This is a genomic window from Gammaproteobacteria bacterium (assembly GCA_013696315.1).
Taxonomy (GTDB): Bacteria; Pseudomonadota; Gammaproteobacteria; order JACCYU01; family JACCYU01; genus JACCYU01.
The window spans coordinates 1-14,124 of record JACCYU010000006.1; the positions used below are offsets into that span (position 1 = coordinate 1).

At 61.0% G+C, this 14,124-nt stretch carries 11 protein-coding genes and 1 pseudogene; 7 read left to right on the plus strand and 5 right to left on the minus strand.

Translation table 11 applies throughout. From position 1 onward, the window contains the following. The 3 genes from H0V34_00275 to H0V34_00285 form a co-directional block, all read left to right on the plus strand. Positions 1-241, plus strand: a 241-nt coding sequence (locus H0V34_00275) for a winged helix-turn-helix domain-containing protein (GenBank protein ID MBA2490189.1), incomplete at its 5' end; no start/stop codon positions are given. A gap of 75 nt (positions 242-316) precedes the next feature. Continuing rightward, complete coding sequence (locus H0V34_00280) at positions 317-595, plus strand: transposase (protein MBA2490190.1); 279 nt, start codon at positions 317-319, stop codon at positions 593-595. Next, positions 549-827: a transposase gene (locus H0V34_00285; protein ID MBA2490191.1), complete on the plus strand. Its 279-nt coding sequence runs from the start codon at positions 549-551 to the stop codon at positions 825-827. The genes H0V34_00280 and H0V34_00285 overlap by 47 nt, the downstream gene beginning before the upstream one ends. Before the next feature lie 226 nt (positions 828-1,053). Here the strand turns inward: H0V34_00285 and H0V34_00290 are convergent, their stop codons facing one another. Further along, on the minus strand, positions 1,054-2,055 hold the full coding sequence (locus H0V34_00290) for a ketoacyl-ACP synthase III (protein MBA2490192.1): 1,002 nt from the start codon (positions 2,053-2,055) through the stop codon (positions 1,054-1,056). A 358-nt stretch (positions 2,056-2,413) separates the two neighbouring features. Between H0V34_00290 and H0V34_00295 the strand changes: the two genes are divergently transcribed. Both H0V34_00295 and H0V34_00300 read left to right on the plus strand, forming a co-directional pair. Then, positions 2,414-3,121 (plus strand): hypothetical protein, encoded by a 708-nt coding sequence (locus H0V34_00295; protein MBA2490193.1) that lies wholly within the window; start codon positions 2,414-2,416, stop codon positions 3,119-3,121. A gap of 51 nt (positions 3,122-3,172) precedes the next feature. Next, positions 3,173-3,791 (plus strand): annotated as a pseudogene (locus H0V34_00300) (transposase). Between the two features lie 392 nt (positions 3,792-4,183). Here H0V34_00300 and H0V34_00305 read toward each other — a convergent pair. The 4 genes from H0V34_00305 to H0V34_00320 all read right to left on the minus strand — a co-directional run bounded on the left by H0V34_00305 (position 4,184) and on the right by H0V34_00320 (position 9,982). Continuing rightward, the gene (locus H0V34_00305) at positions 4,184-6,475 is read right to left on the minus strand and encodes a nitric-oxide reductase large subunit (GenBank protein ID MBA2490194.1); all 2,292 of its coding nucleotides are present in this window, start codon (positions 6,473-6,475) and stop codon (positions 4,184-4,186) included. A gap of 147 nt (positions 6,476-6,622) precedes the next feature. Beyond that, a complete protein-coding gene (gene lpxB, locus H0V34_00310) occupies positions 6,623-7,786 on the minus strand; it encodes a lipid-A-disaccharide synthase (GenBank protein ID MBA2490195.1) in 1,164 nt (387 codons plus the stop codon). A gap of 22 nt (positions 7,787-7,808) precedes the next feature. Continuing rightward, positions 7,809-8,903, minus strand: a complete 1,095-nt coding sequence (locus H0V34_00315) for a DegT/DnrJ/EryC1/StrS family aminotransferase (protein MBA2490196.1) — start codon at positions 8,901-8,903, stop codon at positions 7,809-7,811. A 137-nt stretch (positions 8,904-9,040) separates the two neighbouring features. Continuing rightward, positions 9,041-9,982, minus strand: coding sequence for a Gfo/Idh/MocA family oxidoreductase (locus H0V34_00320; GenBank protein MBA2490197.1), 942 nt, complete (start codon positions 9,980-9,982; stop codon positions 9,041-9,043). Positions 9,983-10,128: 146 nt separating this feature from the next. Between H0V34_00320 and rnhB the strand changes: the two genes are divergently transcribed. Both rnhB and dnaE read left to right on the plus strand, forming a co-directional pair. Beyond that, complete coding sequence (gene rnhB, locus H0V34_00325) at positions 10,129-10,755, plus strand: ribonuclease HII (protein MBA2490198.1); 627 nt, start codon at positions 10,129-10,131, stop codon at positions 10,753-10,755. A 76-nt stretch (positions 10,756-10,831) separates the two neighbouring features. Then, the coding region (gene dnaE / locus H0V34_00330) for a DNA polymerase III subunit alpha (protein ID MBA2490199.1) at positions 10,832-14,124 on the plus strand (3,293 nt) is incomplete at its 3' end.

A 14,124-nucleotide genomic window follows, 5' to 3' on the forward strand; every position in this document is an offset into this window, starting at 1 on the left:
GCGCAAGGCGGCGCGGGCCGGACGCCCGGCCAGATTCGAGCCGGCGCAGCGCGCGGCGCTGATGGCAAGCCTTAAGGCCGGTGCGCTGGCCGCCGGGTACGGGACGGATGTGTGGACGCTCAAGCGGGTCGGCCGTCTGCTCCGGGAGCAAACTGGCATTCGGTACTCGGAGTCCGGCGTCTGGCACGTGCTTTCACGGCTGGGATTTTCCTGCCAACGCCCCCGTGGGCCGGGCGCTTGAACGTGACGAGGCAGCCATTAAGCACTGGCGGCGCCGGCGCTAAAAAAAAACGCCACAGCAAGCGGGCGAAGCATAGTGTTTATCGACGCGAGTGGGATCAGCGAGCGCCCCCACCGGGTGCGTACCTGGGCGCCGTGCGGCGCGACGCCGGTGTTGCAGTTGCATTTCAATTGGCATCAGCTCGCAGTCATCGCCGGGCTCACCTGCTGGAACTTTTACTTCAAGCTGATCCCTGGCACGATCCGCGGGCCGCAGGTCGTGGCGTTCCTCAAACAACTGCGCGCCCAACTCAAGCGCAAGTTGACTCATCATCTGGGACGGACTGCCGGCGCACCGCAGCCGCCTGGTCGCTGATTACGTCGGCGCGACCCACGGCGCCATGCAGCTGGCACGCCTCCCGGCCTACGCGCCGGAACTCAACCCCGTCGAATACCTGTGGGCGCATTGGAAGCAACATGAGTTGGCGAACTTCTGTCCCAAGAACTTCGCCGAACTTTCCCAGTTCGCACGCAACCGCCTGCGCCGCTCGCAACGTCGACCCCGTATCGTCGCGGCCTGCTGGCGCCAGGCACAGTTGACCTTTTGATGTCATCCTATTATTCAAGACTCAATAGTTGCGCGGCCAACCTCTTGGCGCGCTGCCGTGTTCGACTCCACAGCGCCACGACTTCTACAGTCGGCAAGCGGACAAAAGCCTGTGCGTGACCTGTCCCTTCCTCTTCCGCACTGAGGATCCCGACACGCGGCTCGGTAGCCATATGGGTTTTGCCTATGCTGACCATGAGGCTTTTCTGAGTAGGCTAACGATCCATTTACCGACCTGCTGTCCACTTCCACACACTCGCCGCCATTGTAATTCCGCCGCCGCTGGTGCAGAACACGACCACCTGCCCTGGCCTCGGGCCGCGTCCCTGCGCAATCGCGTCGTCCAGCGCCATGACCACGCACGGCGAGCCGGTATAGCCCCACTTGTCCATCACCCAATGTGTCTTAGAGAGCGGCTGGCCGAGGGTTTCCATCATCTGCTCGATAGTGCGGAGATTGAGCTGGGTGAATAGGTACAGTTCAACATCGTCGAACGTCAGCCCGGTCTTCTCGAGCGCACCCTGAATCAGCTTGGGCCAGTAATCGGCGTTGAAGGTCTTGGGGAGTTTTTTGACGAACTCCACTTTGGGCGGGCCGTAGGTTTGCAGGTTCTCCGGCGTGCACGGGCGGAAAGTCCCGCCGCTATAGATGCCAAGCGCATCGTGGAAACTACCGACCGCGAGGAGGTTGCTGCCCAGCCAGCCCGGCGCATCGCCCACGCCCAGCACCGCCGCGCCGGCACCGTCAGCAAACAGATTCGCTGTCTTCTTGTCCTTCACGTCAATAAAGCGGCTGATGCCATACCCGCCCGCAACGAGCACGTAGCGCGCCTTCGGCTCAGTGAGCAGATAGCGCGCGCCCTGATCGAGCGCCGTTACCCAGCCCGCGCACGCGCTGTTCACGTCGTAACAGCCTGCCTGCGCCGCGCCGATCGTGTGCTGCACCACCACCGACGTGGGCGGGGAGAGATAATCGGGCGTGTCGGTGGAGACGATGAGCAGGTCGAGGTCTTGTGCTGTGATGCCCGCGCGTTCCATCGCGCGTTCCGCGGCCTGCACAATCAAATCGGATGTGGTCTGCTCGGGGGCCATCCAGCGCCGCGCGCGGATGCCGACGTTGGCGATAAGCCACTCGCTGGTGGATTCGCCCATCAGAGTGTCCACTTCCGCGTTAGTGACGACGCGCTCCGGGACGTAACTGCCGCTGCTGAGGAGTTGAGGATGTTTCATGTCATTTCTCGCTTGGCTCAGAATGTCGGCGGCGATCCGCGATGCTGGCGCGGATTGCAAATGTCAGCGATCGTTGGCCGAGTTAATTTGTTGAATCTACTATCGAGCTCCGTTCCGCGCTGAGTTGGATCGTCCGGCGGTAGAGGATATCTGGCTTGCGCTGGACCAGAACCAGCCGCTGGGCAACGCGCGGTTTTATGCGAACATAGATAAGGTGACGTGGTTGCGGCGGCCAGCCAGACCGCGCAGGAGACCGCGTCTTGAGGACGCTGCCGGCACTGCCTCTTCAGAAGGACAGAGAGCGCTTGCCCTGTGAGAGTAATCGAGCCTGGCCCCTTTAATTGTCAGAGCTAATGATATGTTGAAACAGCATAAAAATGCTTTTCTAGAGGCTATTAAGGAATTTGGGCTTGACCCGACCCTATTCCAAGCTGAAGAAACAAATCCGCCAATCAATCCTAGTAACATTCTAGAACTTAAAACACCAATTTTTACTATTAAGCTGAAGCACACGTCCTTCATGTTTAGCGTTAGATATATAAACTATAACTTTGATGTCTTTGTTTATAAGTTCACATTTTTTGCACCGGAATATATTGAAGCAGACTGGAGTAGCCAAATATATGGTTTTGAAAAACTACTTGAACATTTTGATCGCTGGCTCAGGTTTCATGCTAGCGCATTTATACAAGAGCAGCAGCTACCAGACCTTTGGTCACAGATAGAAATATACAAATTTTTCGTACACGATTCTGCCATCACCGAGAAAACCACTTCTGGTTTTTCTGAAGAAGAAAAGAAGAATTTACACCGTTCAATAAAAGAATTTCGTTCATTAGTGCTAGAGAATTTTGATCCGTCTCAAGAACAGGTCGAATTTATAGGCGATCAATTGGATTACTTAGCAAGCGCAATTGACAGGCTGAACCGTCTTGATTGGCGAGCGGTTGCCCTTTCGACGATGATAAGTATTGCTACTAACTTGGGTGTCGATACAGAAGGGGGGCAGTTTTTATTTAAGCTATCTAAGCAAGCTTTTCAATTAGCAATTAAATCGTTGCAATAGGAAGGAATTAAAGAAGCCAGGCTCGATATAGTCCGGTGCTGCGAAGCCGCCATGCCCCGCCAACCCCGATTCCACCTGGATGGTGTGCCGCTGCATATCGCGCAGCGTGGCCATATGCACCTGTTATAAGAAAGCCGCGGCGGTACCGCGACTCATCATCTCCCTAGGGCGGCGTTACGTACAGTACATCAACCGCAGCTATCGGCGCACCGGCACCTTGTGGGATCGCGGTTACCAATCCTCGCTGGTGCAGGCCGAGTCCTACTTGCTTGCCTGCCAGCGGTACGTTGAACTCAACCCCGTCCGCACGGCGATGGTGGAAGACCCGGCACATTACCGCTGGACTAGTTACCGAGCCAACGCGCTGGGGCAAGCGGGTAGCAGGCTCAAAACCCCACGCGGTCTATCGGTCACTCGAGCAGAGCGATCAGGCGAGGCAGGCGGCTTACCGAGCTCTGTTCCGCGCTGAGTTGGACCGTCCTGCCATAGAGGGTATCCGGCTTGCGCTGAACCAGAACCACAGAACCAGCCGCTGGGCAACGAGCGGTTTTATGCGAAGATAGAGAAAATGACGGCGTCGCGGCGGGCAGCTAGGCCGCGCGGGAGGCCGCGTCTTGAGGACGATGCCGGCACTGCCTCTTCAGAAAGACATAGAGAGCTTGCGCGGTGAGAAAAATCGAGCCTGGCCCCTTTAATTCTCTCCGGCCCCTTGAACTTTTTCCATTTGGAGGTACCGATCTATGCTCCGCACCCTCGGCCGATGTCTACGCCAGCGGCGCCAGCGAAACCCTCCTTGGCCGCCTGATGGGCGACGGCGGAGGCCATTCATCTCGACTCAGCGAGTCATCACCCAGCGGCCGGGCTTCGACTGGAATGGCCGTATCGCGGTGAAGGGATTCTTCATGCGTCGCTTTTCGGGCTGGTGTCGCTGGGGAACATGCGCGACACGCCGGAGGTGGCGCAGGGTCAAGCTGAACCGGGCGTTTGACACGGCTGGGTCTTCGGTGCTGGCGATGCCTTCACCGTCCCGCCGCGGTGCTCACGCCTCGTGGGTCTCGCATCTTATCGGCTGCTCGCCTCCGAAACATGCGACGCTTCCGGGAGAGCGGGCTCGTACCGCGGCTTGAGCCACAAACCCAGCACGAACCAAGCTAGCGTTACAGCTCCAACACTGAAGATGACGTCGCCAGGAACGCGTATCCACACCAGAAGATCAATCAGCGGCTGCTGCATGAATTCAGCCGAGCGCGCGTACCAGTAGCCGTGGTCGATTGCCGCCAGCAGCTGCAGGGTACCGATCGGCAGCAGGGTCATCACGCCCATTAGGGCCAAGCCGATATTGAAAGACCAGAAGCTGGTCTGGAGCAATCGCTCGCTCCAGATGTGGTCCGGTTTGAGGCCCCGCAGGCAGAACAGAACGAGCCCGATGCCCAGCATCCCGTACACGCCGAAAAGAGCGGTATGGGCGTGCAACGGCGTCAGATTGAGCCCTTGCATGTAGTACAGCGACAGCGGCGGATTGATCAGGAAGCCGAGCAGTCCCGCCCCGGCTATGTTCCAGAAGGCGACCGCCAGAAAGAACATGACCGGCCAGCGATAACGCGCCATCCAGGGCGTCGCGTGGCCTTGCCTGTATCTTTCGTAAGCCTCAAAACCGATATACGCCAGCGGCACGACTTCAAGCGCGGAGAAGCTCGCGCCGAGCACGATCACCGCGGTGGGCGTGCCACTGAAATACAAATGGTGCAGAGTTCCAAGCACACCACCAGCCAGGAACACGATGGTAGCGAACAGCACCGCAACGGTCGCGATCCTTACCGGCAACAGACCGAGGCGGGTGAAAAGGATCGCGAGCACCGCGGTGGCGAAGACCTCGAAGAAGCCCTCGACCCATAGATGCACCAGCCACCACCGCCAGTATTCAACTGCCGAAATATGAGTGTGTTCGCCCCATACCAGGGCCGCGCCATAAAACAGGCCGATCGCCAACGTCGACAGGAACAGCAATCCCACGAGCGAGCGCGAGTCCGTATCGGCTCGCAGCGCGGGCCACAGCGCGCGGCCGACCAGCACCAGCCACAGCATCAGACCCATGAACAGGAACCATTGCCAGAAGCGGCCGGTATCGGCGTATTCCCATCCCTGGTGGCCGAACCAGAAATTATGCTCCAGCCCCAGCGTCTGCATCACCGCGAACCATTGCCCGGCGAACGCGCCGACGATGATGATCACCAGGCAGGTGAAAAGCACGTTCACCCCCAGTCGCTGATACTTAGGTTCGTGACCCGAAATGGCAGGTCCCATGTAGAGGCCCGTCGCCAGCCACGCCGTCGCAATCCAGAGAACCGCCAACTGGGTGTGCCAGGTGCGGGTGAGCGAATAGGGAAGCACCTCCGAGAGGTTCAGGCCGTAGAAGACCTGGCCCTCGACCTGGTAATGGGCAGTGATCGTGCCCAGCAAGAGCTGTAGAAGAAACATCCCCAACAAGACCCAGAAGTACTTCGCCGTGGCCTTCATCGATGGCGTGACCTGGACCTGCGACATCGGATCCGCGGCAGGCAACGCATAGGGTTCCTCTGCACGCCCCGCGGTGACGGCATGGTGCCAGCCGAGCAGGGCAATGCCCGCGAGCAGCAAGATGACACTGAACGCCGACCAAAGAAACAAGCTCGCGGGCGGCCGATTGCCCACCAGCGGCTCACCGGGCCAATTGTTGGTATAGGTAATGTCGCTTCCAGGACGCTCGGTGACGGTTGCCCATGCGGTCCACCAGAAGAAGGCGGTGAGCGCGCGCCGATGCTCGGCATCCGGCACGGTGTCGTTCTTCATGGCGTAGGCTTCACGCAGCTCGGCGGTGGCCGGGTCGTCGCCGAACAGGCTTTGATAATGGGTCGCGACGTTGGCGATGGCGGCGGTGCGGTCGCCATCCAGTGTGATCGTCTCGGTTTCTGGATCGTAGGTACTGTCCCGGATTCTCGTCTGAAGTCGGGCCTGCAATGTCGCCTGCTGTTCTTCCGACAATTCTGCGTAACGGGTGACCCCCGCCTCGCGCTGCGCCCACAGGTCGAGCACGCCCACAGCCTCTCGGTGCAGCCAGTCGGCGCTCCAGTCGGGCGCGACATAGCCACCGTGTCCCCAGATCGACCCCAGTTGCATCCCACCTATGGACTGCCAGACCTGGCGGCCCAACTCGATGTCGGCGCGCGTGTAAATTACCTGGTTATCAGTCGAGACCACCCGCTCGGGCATGGGAGGCGCTTCCCGGTAGATTTCACCGCCCGTCCACAGCAGGACGGCGAAGGAAGTGATGAGGAGGCTCGCCAGATAAAACCATAGTTTTCTGGTGCTGTTCATAACGAACCTATCGTTTGACCGATTGGACGAAATACCACCTTGCGTGGAATTCGATCATCGCCGTTGACTGCACCCCGGGTATGAGGTCACGTTGTCTGTTGAGGGTTCTGTAAGCGGATAACCCAAGCCTTGTACACGACTCTGAGGCTACGCTTCACTCACGCAAACCTTTTTGTCCGTACGGCAGTTTGAGTTAATCATCTCCAAAGCCAGTTGAGCGGCCTTGTATGACCCGCCCGCTTCACCAAGTGCTTTATTTGCTCCGCTCATCTCCCGCCGCATGTTTCGAGCATAAGCTTGATCCGTCAGCAGCCGCCCGATCTCGTCGGCGATCGGCATTGCTTGTACGTCTTTCTGGATGAATTCGCGCACCACGCTTTTGCCGGCGACGATGTTGGCGAGGCCGATGTGCTTGACGGTGACCAGCCGCCGCGCGATCCAGTAGCTCAGCCGCGATACTTTGTAGATGATTACCATCGGCGTGCCCATCAGCGCGATCTGCAAGGTAGCCGTACCGGAAGCGGTGACGATCGCGTCGCACACTAAAGTGACGTCGTAGAGGCTTTGATTTTCCAGGATCGTTATCGGCAGCGTGGCGTCATCCAGATAGCCTTCGATCAGGCTGCGATCCAGCCCTGGCGCCACTGGCAGTACGAATTGCGCGTCGGGGAAACGTGCACGCAGCAGGGTCGCGGTCTCTACCATCACCGGCATTAGCCGCGTGATTTCGCTCACGCGGCTACCGGGAAACAGCCCGATCGTTTTACTGTTCGAATCGAGTCCGAAATAACGCAGCGCCTCCGTGCGTGTCATCGTCGGCCGGGCTTCGTCCACCAGCGGATGGCCCACGAAACGCACTGGTACACCGGCCTCCTCGTAGAAGGGCGCCTCGAACGCGAATACCACCGCCATCATGTCCACCCGCCGGCCGATTTTTTTCACGCGCCCCGGCCGCCACGCCCACACCTGTGGGCTGACGTAATACAACACCTTCACACCCGCTTTCTTGGCCGTACCGGCGAGGCGTAAGTTAAATTCTGGATAATCGACCAGGATCAATAAGTCCGGCCGCCGCGTCGCGATGATGGCCTGCAGCTTGCGCAGCGCGGCCTTGATCTCGCGATAATGCTTGAGGATTTCGACGATGCCGACCACGGCGAGCCGGCTGGAGTCGACCAAAAGCTCCACGCCGGCCGCGCGCATGCGGCCGGCGCCCATGCCGTAGCAGCGCACGTCGGGGCGTAGTTCACGCACCGCGCGGACGAGATTCGCCGCGTGCAGATCGCCGGACGCCTCGCCGGCGACCAGCATGATGTCCGCGCCCGACGCTGGTTCAGCCAACGAGCGCCTCTTTGACCTCGTTGACGATGGCGCGGACCGCGGGTTCCTCAAGCTCCGGATACATGGGCAAGGACAGGCATTGCGCACTCACGCGTTCGGTGACCGGCAACTCCTGCGCGCGATATTGGCCGGTGAACGCGACCTGGCGGTGCAGCGGGATCGGGTAATAAATCGCGCTGGCGATGCCGGCGGCTTGCAGGCGCGACATGATGCGGTCCCGGTGTGGCGACAGGAGCGTGTACTGATGGTAAACGTGACGCGCATTTTCGGTCTCTAGCGGCGTCTGTACCGCGCCCTCCAGCAACTCCGTGTACCAGCGCGCGACCTGTCGGCGCTGGTCGTTGTATCGATCGATACGCTTGAGCTTGGCGCGCAGCACCACCGCCTGCAATTCGTCGAGTCGGCTGTTATAGCCAATCACATCATGGTGATAGCGCACTTTGCTGCCATGATTCCGCAGCATGCGAAACTGCGCCGCGAGTTCGTCGGAATCAGTAGAGATCAGACCGCCGTCGCCGTAACAGCCCAGATTCTTGCTGGGAAAGAAGCTGAATGCGCCGCTGGCGCCGAAACTGCCCGTCTGACGCCCGGCTATGCTCGCGCCGAACGATTGCGCGCAATCCTCGATCAGTGTGAGCTTGTGCTGCTCGCACAACGGCATCAGGCGCCCGAGGTCGGCCGGCATGCCGAACAGATGCACCGGTAGCACCGCCCGCGTCGCGGGGGTGATTAACGCCTCGACACTGCGCGGGTCGATGTTGAAGGTCAATGGATCGATGTCCGTGAACACCGGTCGTGCGCTTACGTAGCGGATGGCCTCGGCGGTAGCGATGAAGGTGAAGGCGCTGGTGATGACCTCGTCGCCCGGACCGATGCCCGCCGCGCGTAAGGCCAGATGCAGGGCGTCGGTGCCGGACGCGCAGGCCAGCGCGTGCGCAACGCCCAGATACGCCGCCGCCTCCTGCTCGAACGCCGTGACGTTGGGTCCGAGTATGAATTGCGCATCGGCCAGCGCGCGCAGAATGCCGGCGTCGATTTCTTCCTTCAACGCCTGATACTGCGGCTTCAGGTCAACCATGGGGATCATGCGATATTCCTGGTGTCATTGAGAATGTAGCCGTGCGCACCGTGCCCTCTGGACGGCGCAAGCGGGGTCCCGAGCAGGCGAGGGATCTTGCCCGCGTGCGCACGAGGCACCCTACAACAACCTTGCTAACATTTTAATCAGCAGCGGCCGGTCACCATCTCGGTAATGCGGATTGCCGTCTCCAGCGCGCCCCTGCCGTCTTCGCCCGTCACCACCGGTGCGACACCTTCGCGGATCGCCTTCAGGAACAGCCCTATTTCGGTCTTCAGTGCGTCGCCGTCTTCATACTGGAATTGCTCGCTCTCGATCTCGGCCACACCAGGAAACATCTCGCCCGCGCCTTTGCGGTGCACGGACAGGGTACGATCCTGAAAGTCGATGGAGATATAAGCGTCGTGCTGGAACACCCGCATCTTGCGTTCGACTTTGGTGCTGACCCGGCTGGCGGTGACATTCGCCACGCAGCCGTTTTCGAACACCAGGCGCGCGTTGGCGATGTCCACGGCGTCGGACAGCACCGGCACGCCGCTGGCATCGATCCTAGCGAGGTCCGAGCGCACGATGTTCATGATAATGTCGATGTCGTGGATCATTAGGTCCAGCACCACGCTTACATCCGTGCCGCGCGGCTTGTACGGGGCGAGCCGGTGCGACTCGATGAACAGGGGCTGCTCCAGCACCCGATCGAGGTTCAGGATCGCGCTGTTGAACCGCTCCAGATGCCCGACCTGCAATACGCGGCCATGTGCGCGCGCAAGCTCGATCAGCGCCTGCGCTTCGGCGACTGTCGCCGTCATCGGCTTTTCGATCAGGACATGACTGCCGTGCGCCAGAAACGCTGCCGCCACTTCATAATGCAGGCCGGTCGGCACTACAATACTGACCGCGTCGACACGCCCGAGCAGCTCACGATAATCGTACCTGGCTTCCACGCCCTGCTTTGCTGCCACCAGGTTGGCGGCGTTTTCGTCGATGTCGACCACGGCGAGCAGTCGGCTATCAGCAAGTTGCGCGTACTTCTGGGCGTGGAATCTGCCGAGATATCCGACGCCCACGACGGCGGTTGTGATTGGCGGCATGCTTGATTGATGTTTTTGACGTGACGCGAGTATAGGCACTAACGCAGTTGATCGAAACCTGTCCGGAACATACGCGCGCCGGTGGTTAACTCCGCATCCGCTGCCGCACGCTTGTTAGATTACTCGCGCCCGTGCGTTGCTCGCCCATGACTGGATCGCGCACGCTCATCGCCGGCGTGGATGAAGCGGGGCGCGGGGCGCTGGCCGGGCCCGTTTACGCCGCCGCGGTGATCCTTAATTCACGGCGGCCGATCCGGGGGCTGGCCGATTCCAAGCTTCTGAAGCCGGAAGTTCGCGAAGACCTCGCCGCGCTGATCCAGCAAAGCGCGCTGGCCTGGGCGGTGGCGTGCGCGGACGTCGAAGAGATCGAGGTGCACAACATCCTTGGCGCCACCATGCTCGCCATGCGGCGCGCGGTGAGTGCGCTGGCTATCGCGCCCGGGCACAGTCTGATCGACGGCAACCGCTGTCCGCCGCTGGCGTGTCCGGCGAGCGCCGTAGTCGGCGGGGACGCAAGCGTACCCGCCATCAGCGCGGCCTCGATCCTGGCCAAGGTCACGCGCGATCGCGAGATGCGCGTGCTGGATGCGCGGCATCCCGACTATGGCTTCGACGCCAACAAGGGCTATGGCACGCCGCTGCATCTGGCGGCCCTGGAGAAGCATGGGCCCAGCGCCTGTCATCGCCGCGGCTTCGCCCCGGTACGACGGGTGCTTGAGGTTTATGGTCATATCCAGGCGCGTATAATAATTCCTGCCCCGGAAGAGACGTGAGAGTGTCGGCAAGAGCTGTCGGGCGCTTTTTGCTCACCTGTCAAACCTGGTCATAACGGCAATCAACATCTGAGCCATGACAGCGGAATTCGTACATCTACACCTGCACACCGAGTACTCGCTCACCGACAGTCTGGTGAGAGTTGCTCCGCTGATGGATGCGGTGCGCGACGCCGCGATGCCGGCGGTGGCGCTCACCGATTACAGCAACCTGTTCGCGCTGGTGAAGTTTTATCGCGCCGCCCATGCCCGCGGTATCAAGCCCATTATTGGCGTCGACACGTTGATCGCGGGCGAGGGCAATGCGCCCGCCAGCCGGCTGGTGTTGCTGTGTCAGAGCGACACCGGCTACCGGAACCTCACCCGGCTGGTCACGCGCGCGCATCTCGAAGGGCAGGCGGGCGGCATTCCGCAATTGCAGCGAGCGTGGCTTGCCGAGGCGAGCGCCGGGCTCATCGCGCTTTCCGGCGGACGCTACGGCGATGTGGGGCGCGCGCTGCTGGCGGGCGAGAGCGATGCCGCGCAGACGTATCTGGCCTTTTGGCGCGAGTATTTCCCCGCTCGCTTCTATCTCGAACTAAGTCGCACCGGCCGCGACGACGAGGACCGTTATCTGGCAGCGGCCGTCGAGCTGGCCATAACCAGCGGCACGCCGGTGGTGGCGGCCAATGATGTGCGGTTCTTGAAGCGCGAGGAATTCGACGTCCACGAGGCGCGCGTGTGCATCCGCGAAGGCCGTGTGCTGAACGATCCGCGCCGGCCGCGCCGGTACAGCGAACAGCAATATCTGCGCACGCCAGACGAAATGGCCGAGCTTTTCAGCGACCTGCCAGAAGCACTTGAGAATTCGGTGGAGATCGCCAGGCGTTGCAGCCTTTCCTTAAGATTCGGCCAGAACGTGTTACCTGAGTTTCCCACACCCGCGGGCATGACCGCGGACGAATATTTCGCCACGCAGGCGCGTGAGGGTTTGACGGCGCGTCTGCGCACGCTGCCCGCTGGCAATGATAAGGCGCGCGCCGCGCCTTATCGGGAGCGGCTGGAGTCGGAACTCAAAATCATTTTGAGCATGCGTTACCCCGGTTATTTTCTGATCGTCGCGGACTTTATCCGCTGGGCCAGAGAAAACGGCGTACCGGTAGGCCCCGGCCGCGGTTCGGGCGCGGGGTCGCTCGTGGCATACGCGCTGGGCATTACCGATCTAGATCCAATTCATTACGACCTGCTATTCGAGCGATTTTTGAATCCGGAAAGGGTGTCCATGCCGGACTTCGACATCGACTTCTGCATGGACGGCCGCGACCGCGTCATCGATTACGTCGCCGAACGCTACGGTCGCGATCGCGTGAGCCAGATCATTACCTATGGCCGTATGGCCGCGAAGGCTGTCGTGCGCGACGTAGGAAGGGTGCTGGGTCATCCATACGGTTTCGTGGACCGCATCGCCAAACTGATCCCGTTCGAAATCGGCATGACCCTGGAGAAGGCGCTCAAGCAGGCGCCCGAGCTGCGCCAGATGTACGACGAGGAAGAAGACGTACTCGCCATCATCGACATGGCGCGCGCACTGGAAGGGCTGGCGCGCAACGCCGGCAAGCACGCCGGCGGCGTGGTGATCGCGCCCTCACGATTGACGGATTTCACGCCGCTTTACTGCGAGCCGGGCGGCGGCAGCGTGGTCACGCAACTGGACAAGGACGATGTCGAGGCCATCGGTTTGGTCAAATTCGACTTTCTGGGTCTGCGCACCTTGACCATCATCGACCGCGCCGCTGCCAACATCAACGCGCGGGCGGGCGGCAAGGCAGCCTTAAAGATCGATACACTGCCGCTGGACGACATGGCGACATACGCCTTGCTCAAAAAGTGTCAGACCACCGCGGTATTTCAGCTCGAATCGCGCGGCATCAAGGAGTTGATCAAACGCCTGCAGCCGGACAGCTTCGAGGACATCATTGCGCTGGTAGCGCTGTTCCGTCCCGGTCCGCTGCAATCCGGCATGGTCGACGATTTCATCGACCGCAAGCATGGCCGCGCTAAAGTCAATTATCCGCATCCCGCGCTGAAGGCGATCCTGAAGCCTACCTACGGCGTGATTCTGTATCAGGAGCAGGTGATGCAGATCGCCCGCGAACTGGCTGGTTACACGCTCGGCGCGGCCGACCTGCTGCGTCGCGCGATGGGCAAGAAAAAAGCCTCGGAGATGGCCAAGCAACGCGAGATCTTCGTAACGGGCAGCGTGGGGCGTGGCGTCAAGACCGACACGGCGACGCACATTTTCGACCTGATGGAGAAGTTCGCGGGTTACGGTTTCAACAAGTCGCATTCCGCGGCGTATGCGCTGCTGTCCTACCAGACCGCCTGGCTGAAGGCGCATCATCCGGCCGCGTTCATGGCGGCCGTGCTGTCGGCGGACATGGACAACACCGACAAGGTCGTGAATCTGATCGAGGAATGCCGGACGCTGGGACTTCAGGTGGTTCCGCCGGACATCAACCGCTCCGTCTACGCGTTTACGGTGCAGGACGAAAAAACCATCCTCTATGGACTCGGTGCGATCAAGGGCGTCGGTCAGGGCGTGATCGAGGCGCTGCTCGCGCAGCGTAAAGAGGCGGGTTTCGAAAGCTTGAGCGCGCTATGCCGGCGCGCCGGTACACACAAGCTCAACCGGCGCGCGCTGGAGGCGCTGGCACGCGCGGGCAGCCTCGACGCCATCGGGCACAATCGCGCGACCCTGATTGCGCAGGTGCCCGATGCCCTGCGGCTCGCCGAACAGCACAGCCGGGACGCGAGCGCGGGGCAGGTGGATCTGTTCGGCGCGGCGGCGACACCGCGCGAAGCGTCGATCGAGTTGCCGGAATGGGATGACGATCAGCGTTTGAACGGCGAGAAGGAGACTCTGGGGCTTTATCTTACCGGGCACCCGATCAGCCGCTATGCAACGGAGCTTGCCAAGATCGCCAGACGGCGTATCGGCGAGGTGGTGTCCGAAAGCAGCTTCGAGGCGGATCCGGGCTACGGCCGACGCGAACGGCAAATCGTGGTGCTTGCCGGTCTGGTGGTAAGCGTCCGCACCCGGAACACGCAGTCCGGGCGCATGGCGTTCGTTACCCTGGACGATCGCAGCGGTCGCATTGAGGTCGGCGTGTTCACGGAAAATTATCGCCGCTACGCCAGCTTGCTGATCCCCGACAAGATCCTGATTGTCGAAGGCGTGCTTGGCTTCGACGAATACCGCGGCCAGATGCGTGTGCGCGCAAGCCTGCTCATGGACATCGATGCCGCGCGCGCGCGCTACGCGCGCGGGCTGGAGATTCATCTCGCCCCTGGGCAGGACGGCCTGTCCCTGATCGGTGAACTGCGTGACGC

Excerpts from the sequence above, each read along its gene's own strand:
- H0V34_00295 (MBA2490193.1), top strand. The coding sequence starts at position 2,414 with ATGTTGAAACAGCATAAAAATGCTTTTCTAGAGGCTATTAAGGAATTT.
- lpxB (MBA2490195.1), bottom strand. The coding sequence starts at position 7,786 with ATGCTGGTCGCCGGCGAGGCGTCCGGCGATCTGCACGCGGCGAATCTC.
- H0V34_00315 (MBA2490196.1), bottom strand. The coding sequence starts at position 8,903 with ATGATCCCCATGGTTGACCTGAAGCCGCAGTATCAGGCGTTGAAGGAA.
- H0V34_00290 (MBA2490192.1), bottom strand. The coding sequence starts at position 2,055 with ATGAAACATCCTCAACTCCTCAGCAGCGGCAGTTACGTCCCGGAGCGC.
- H0V34_00320 (MBA2490197.1), bottom strand. The coding sequence starts at position 9,982 with ATGCCGCCAATCACAACCGCCGTCGTGGGCGTCGGATATCTCGGCAGA.
- rnhB (MBA2490198.1), top strand. The coding sequence starts at position 10,129 with ATGACTGGATCGCGCACGCTCATCGCCGGCGTGGATGAAGCGGGGCGC.
- H0V34_00305 (MBA2490194.1), bottom strand. The coding sequence starts at position 6,475 with ATGAACAGCACCAGAAAACTATGGTTTTATCTGGCGAGCCTCCTCATC.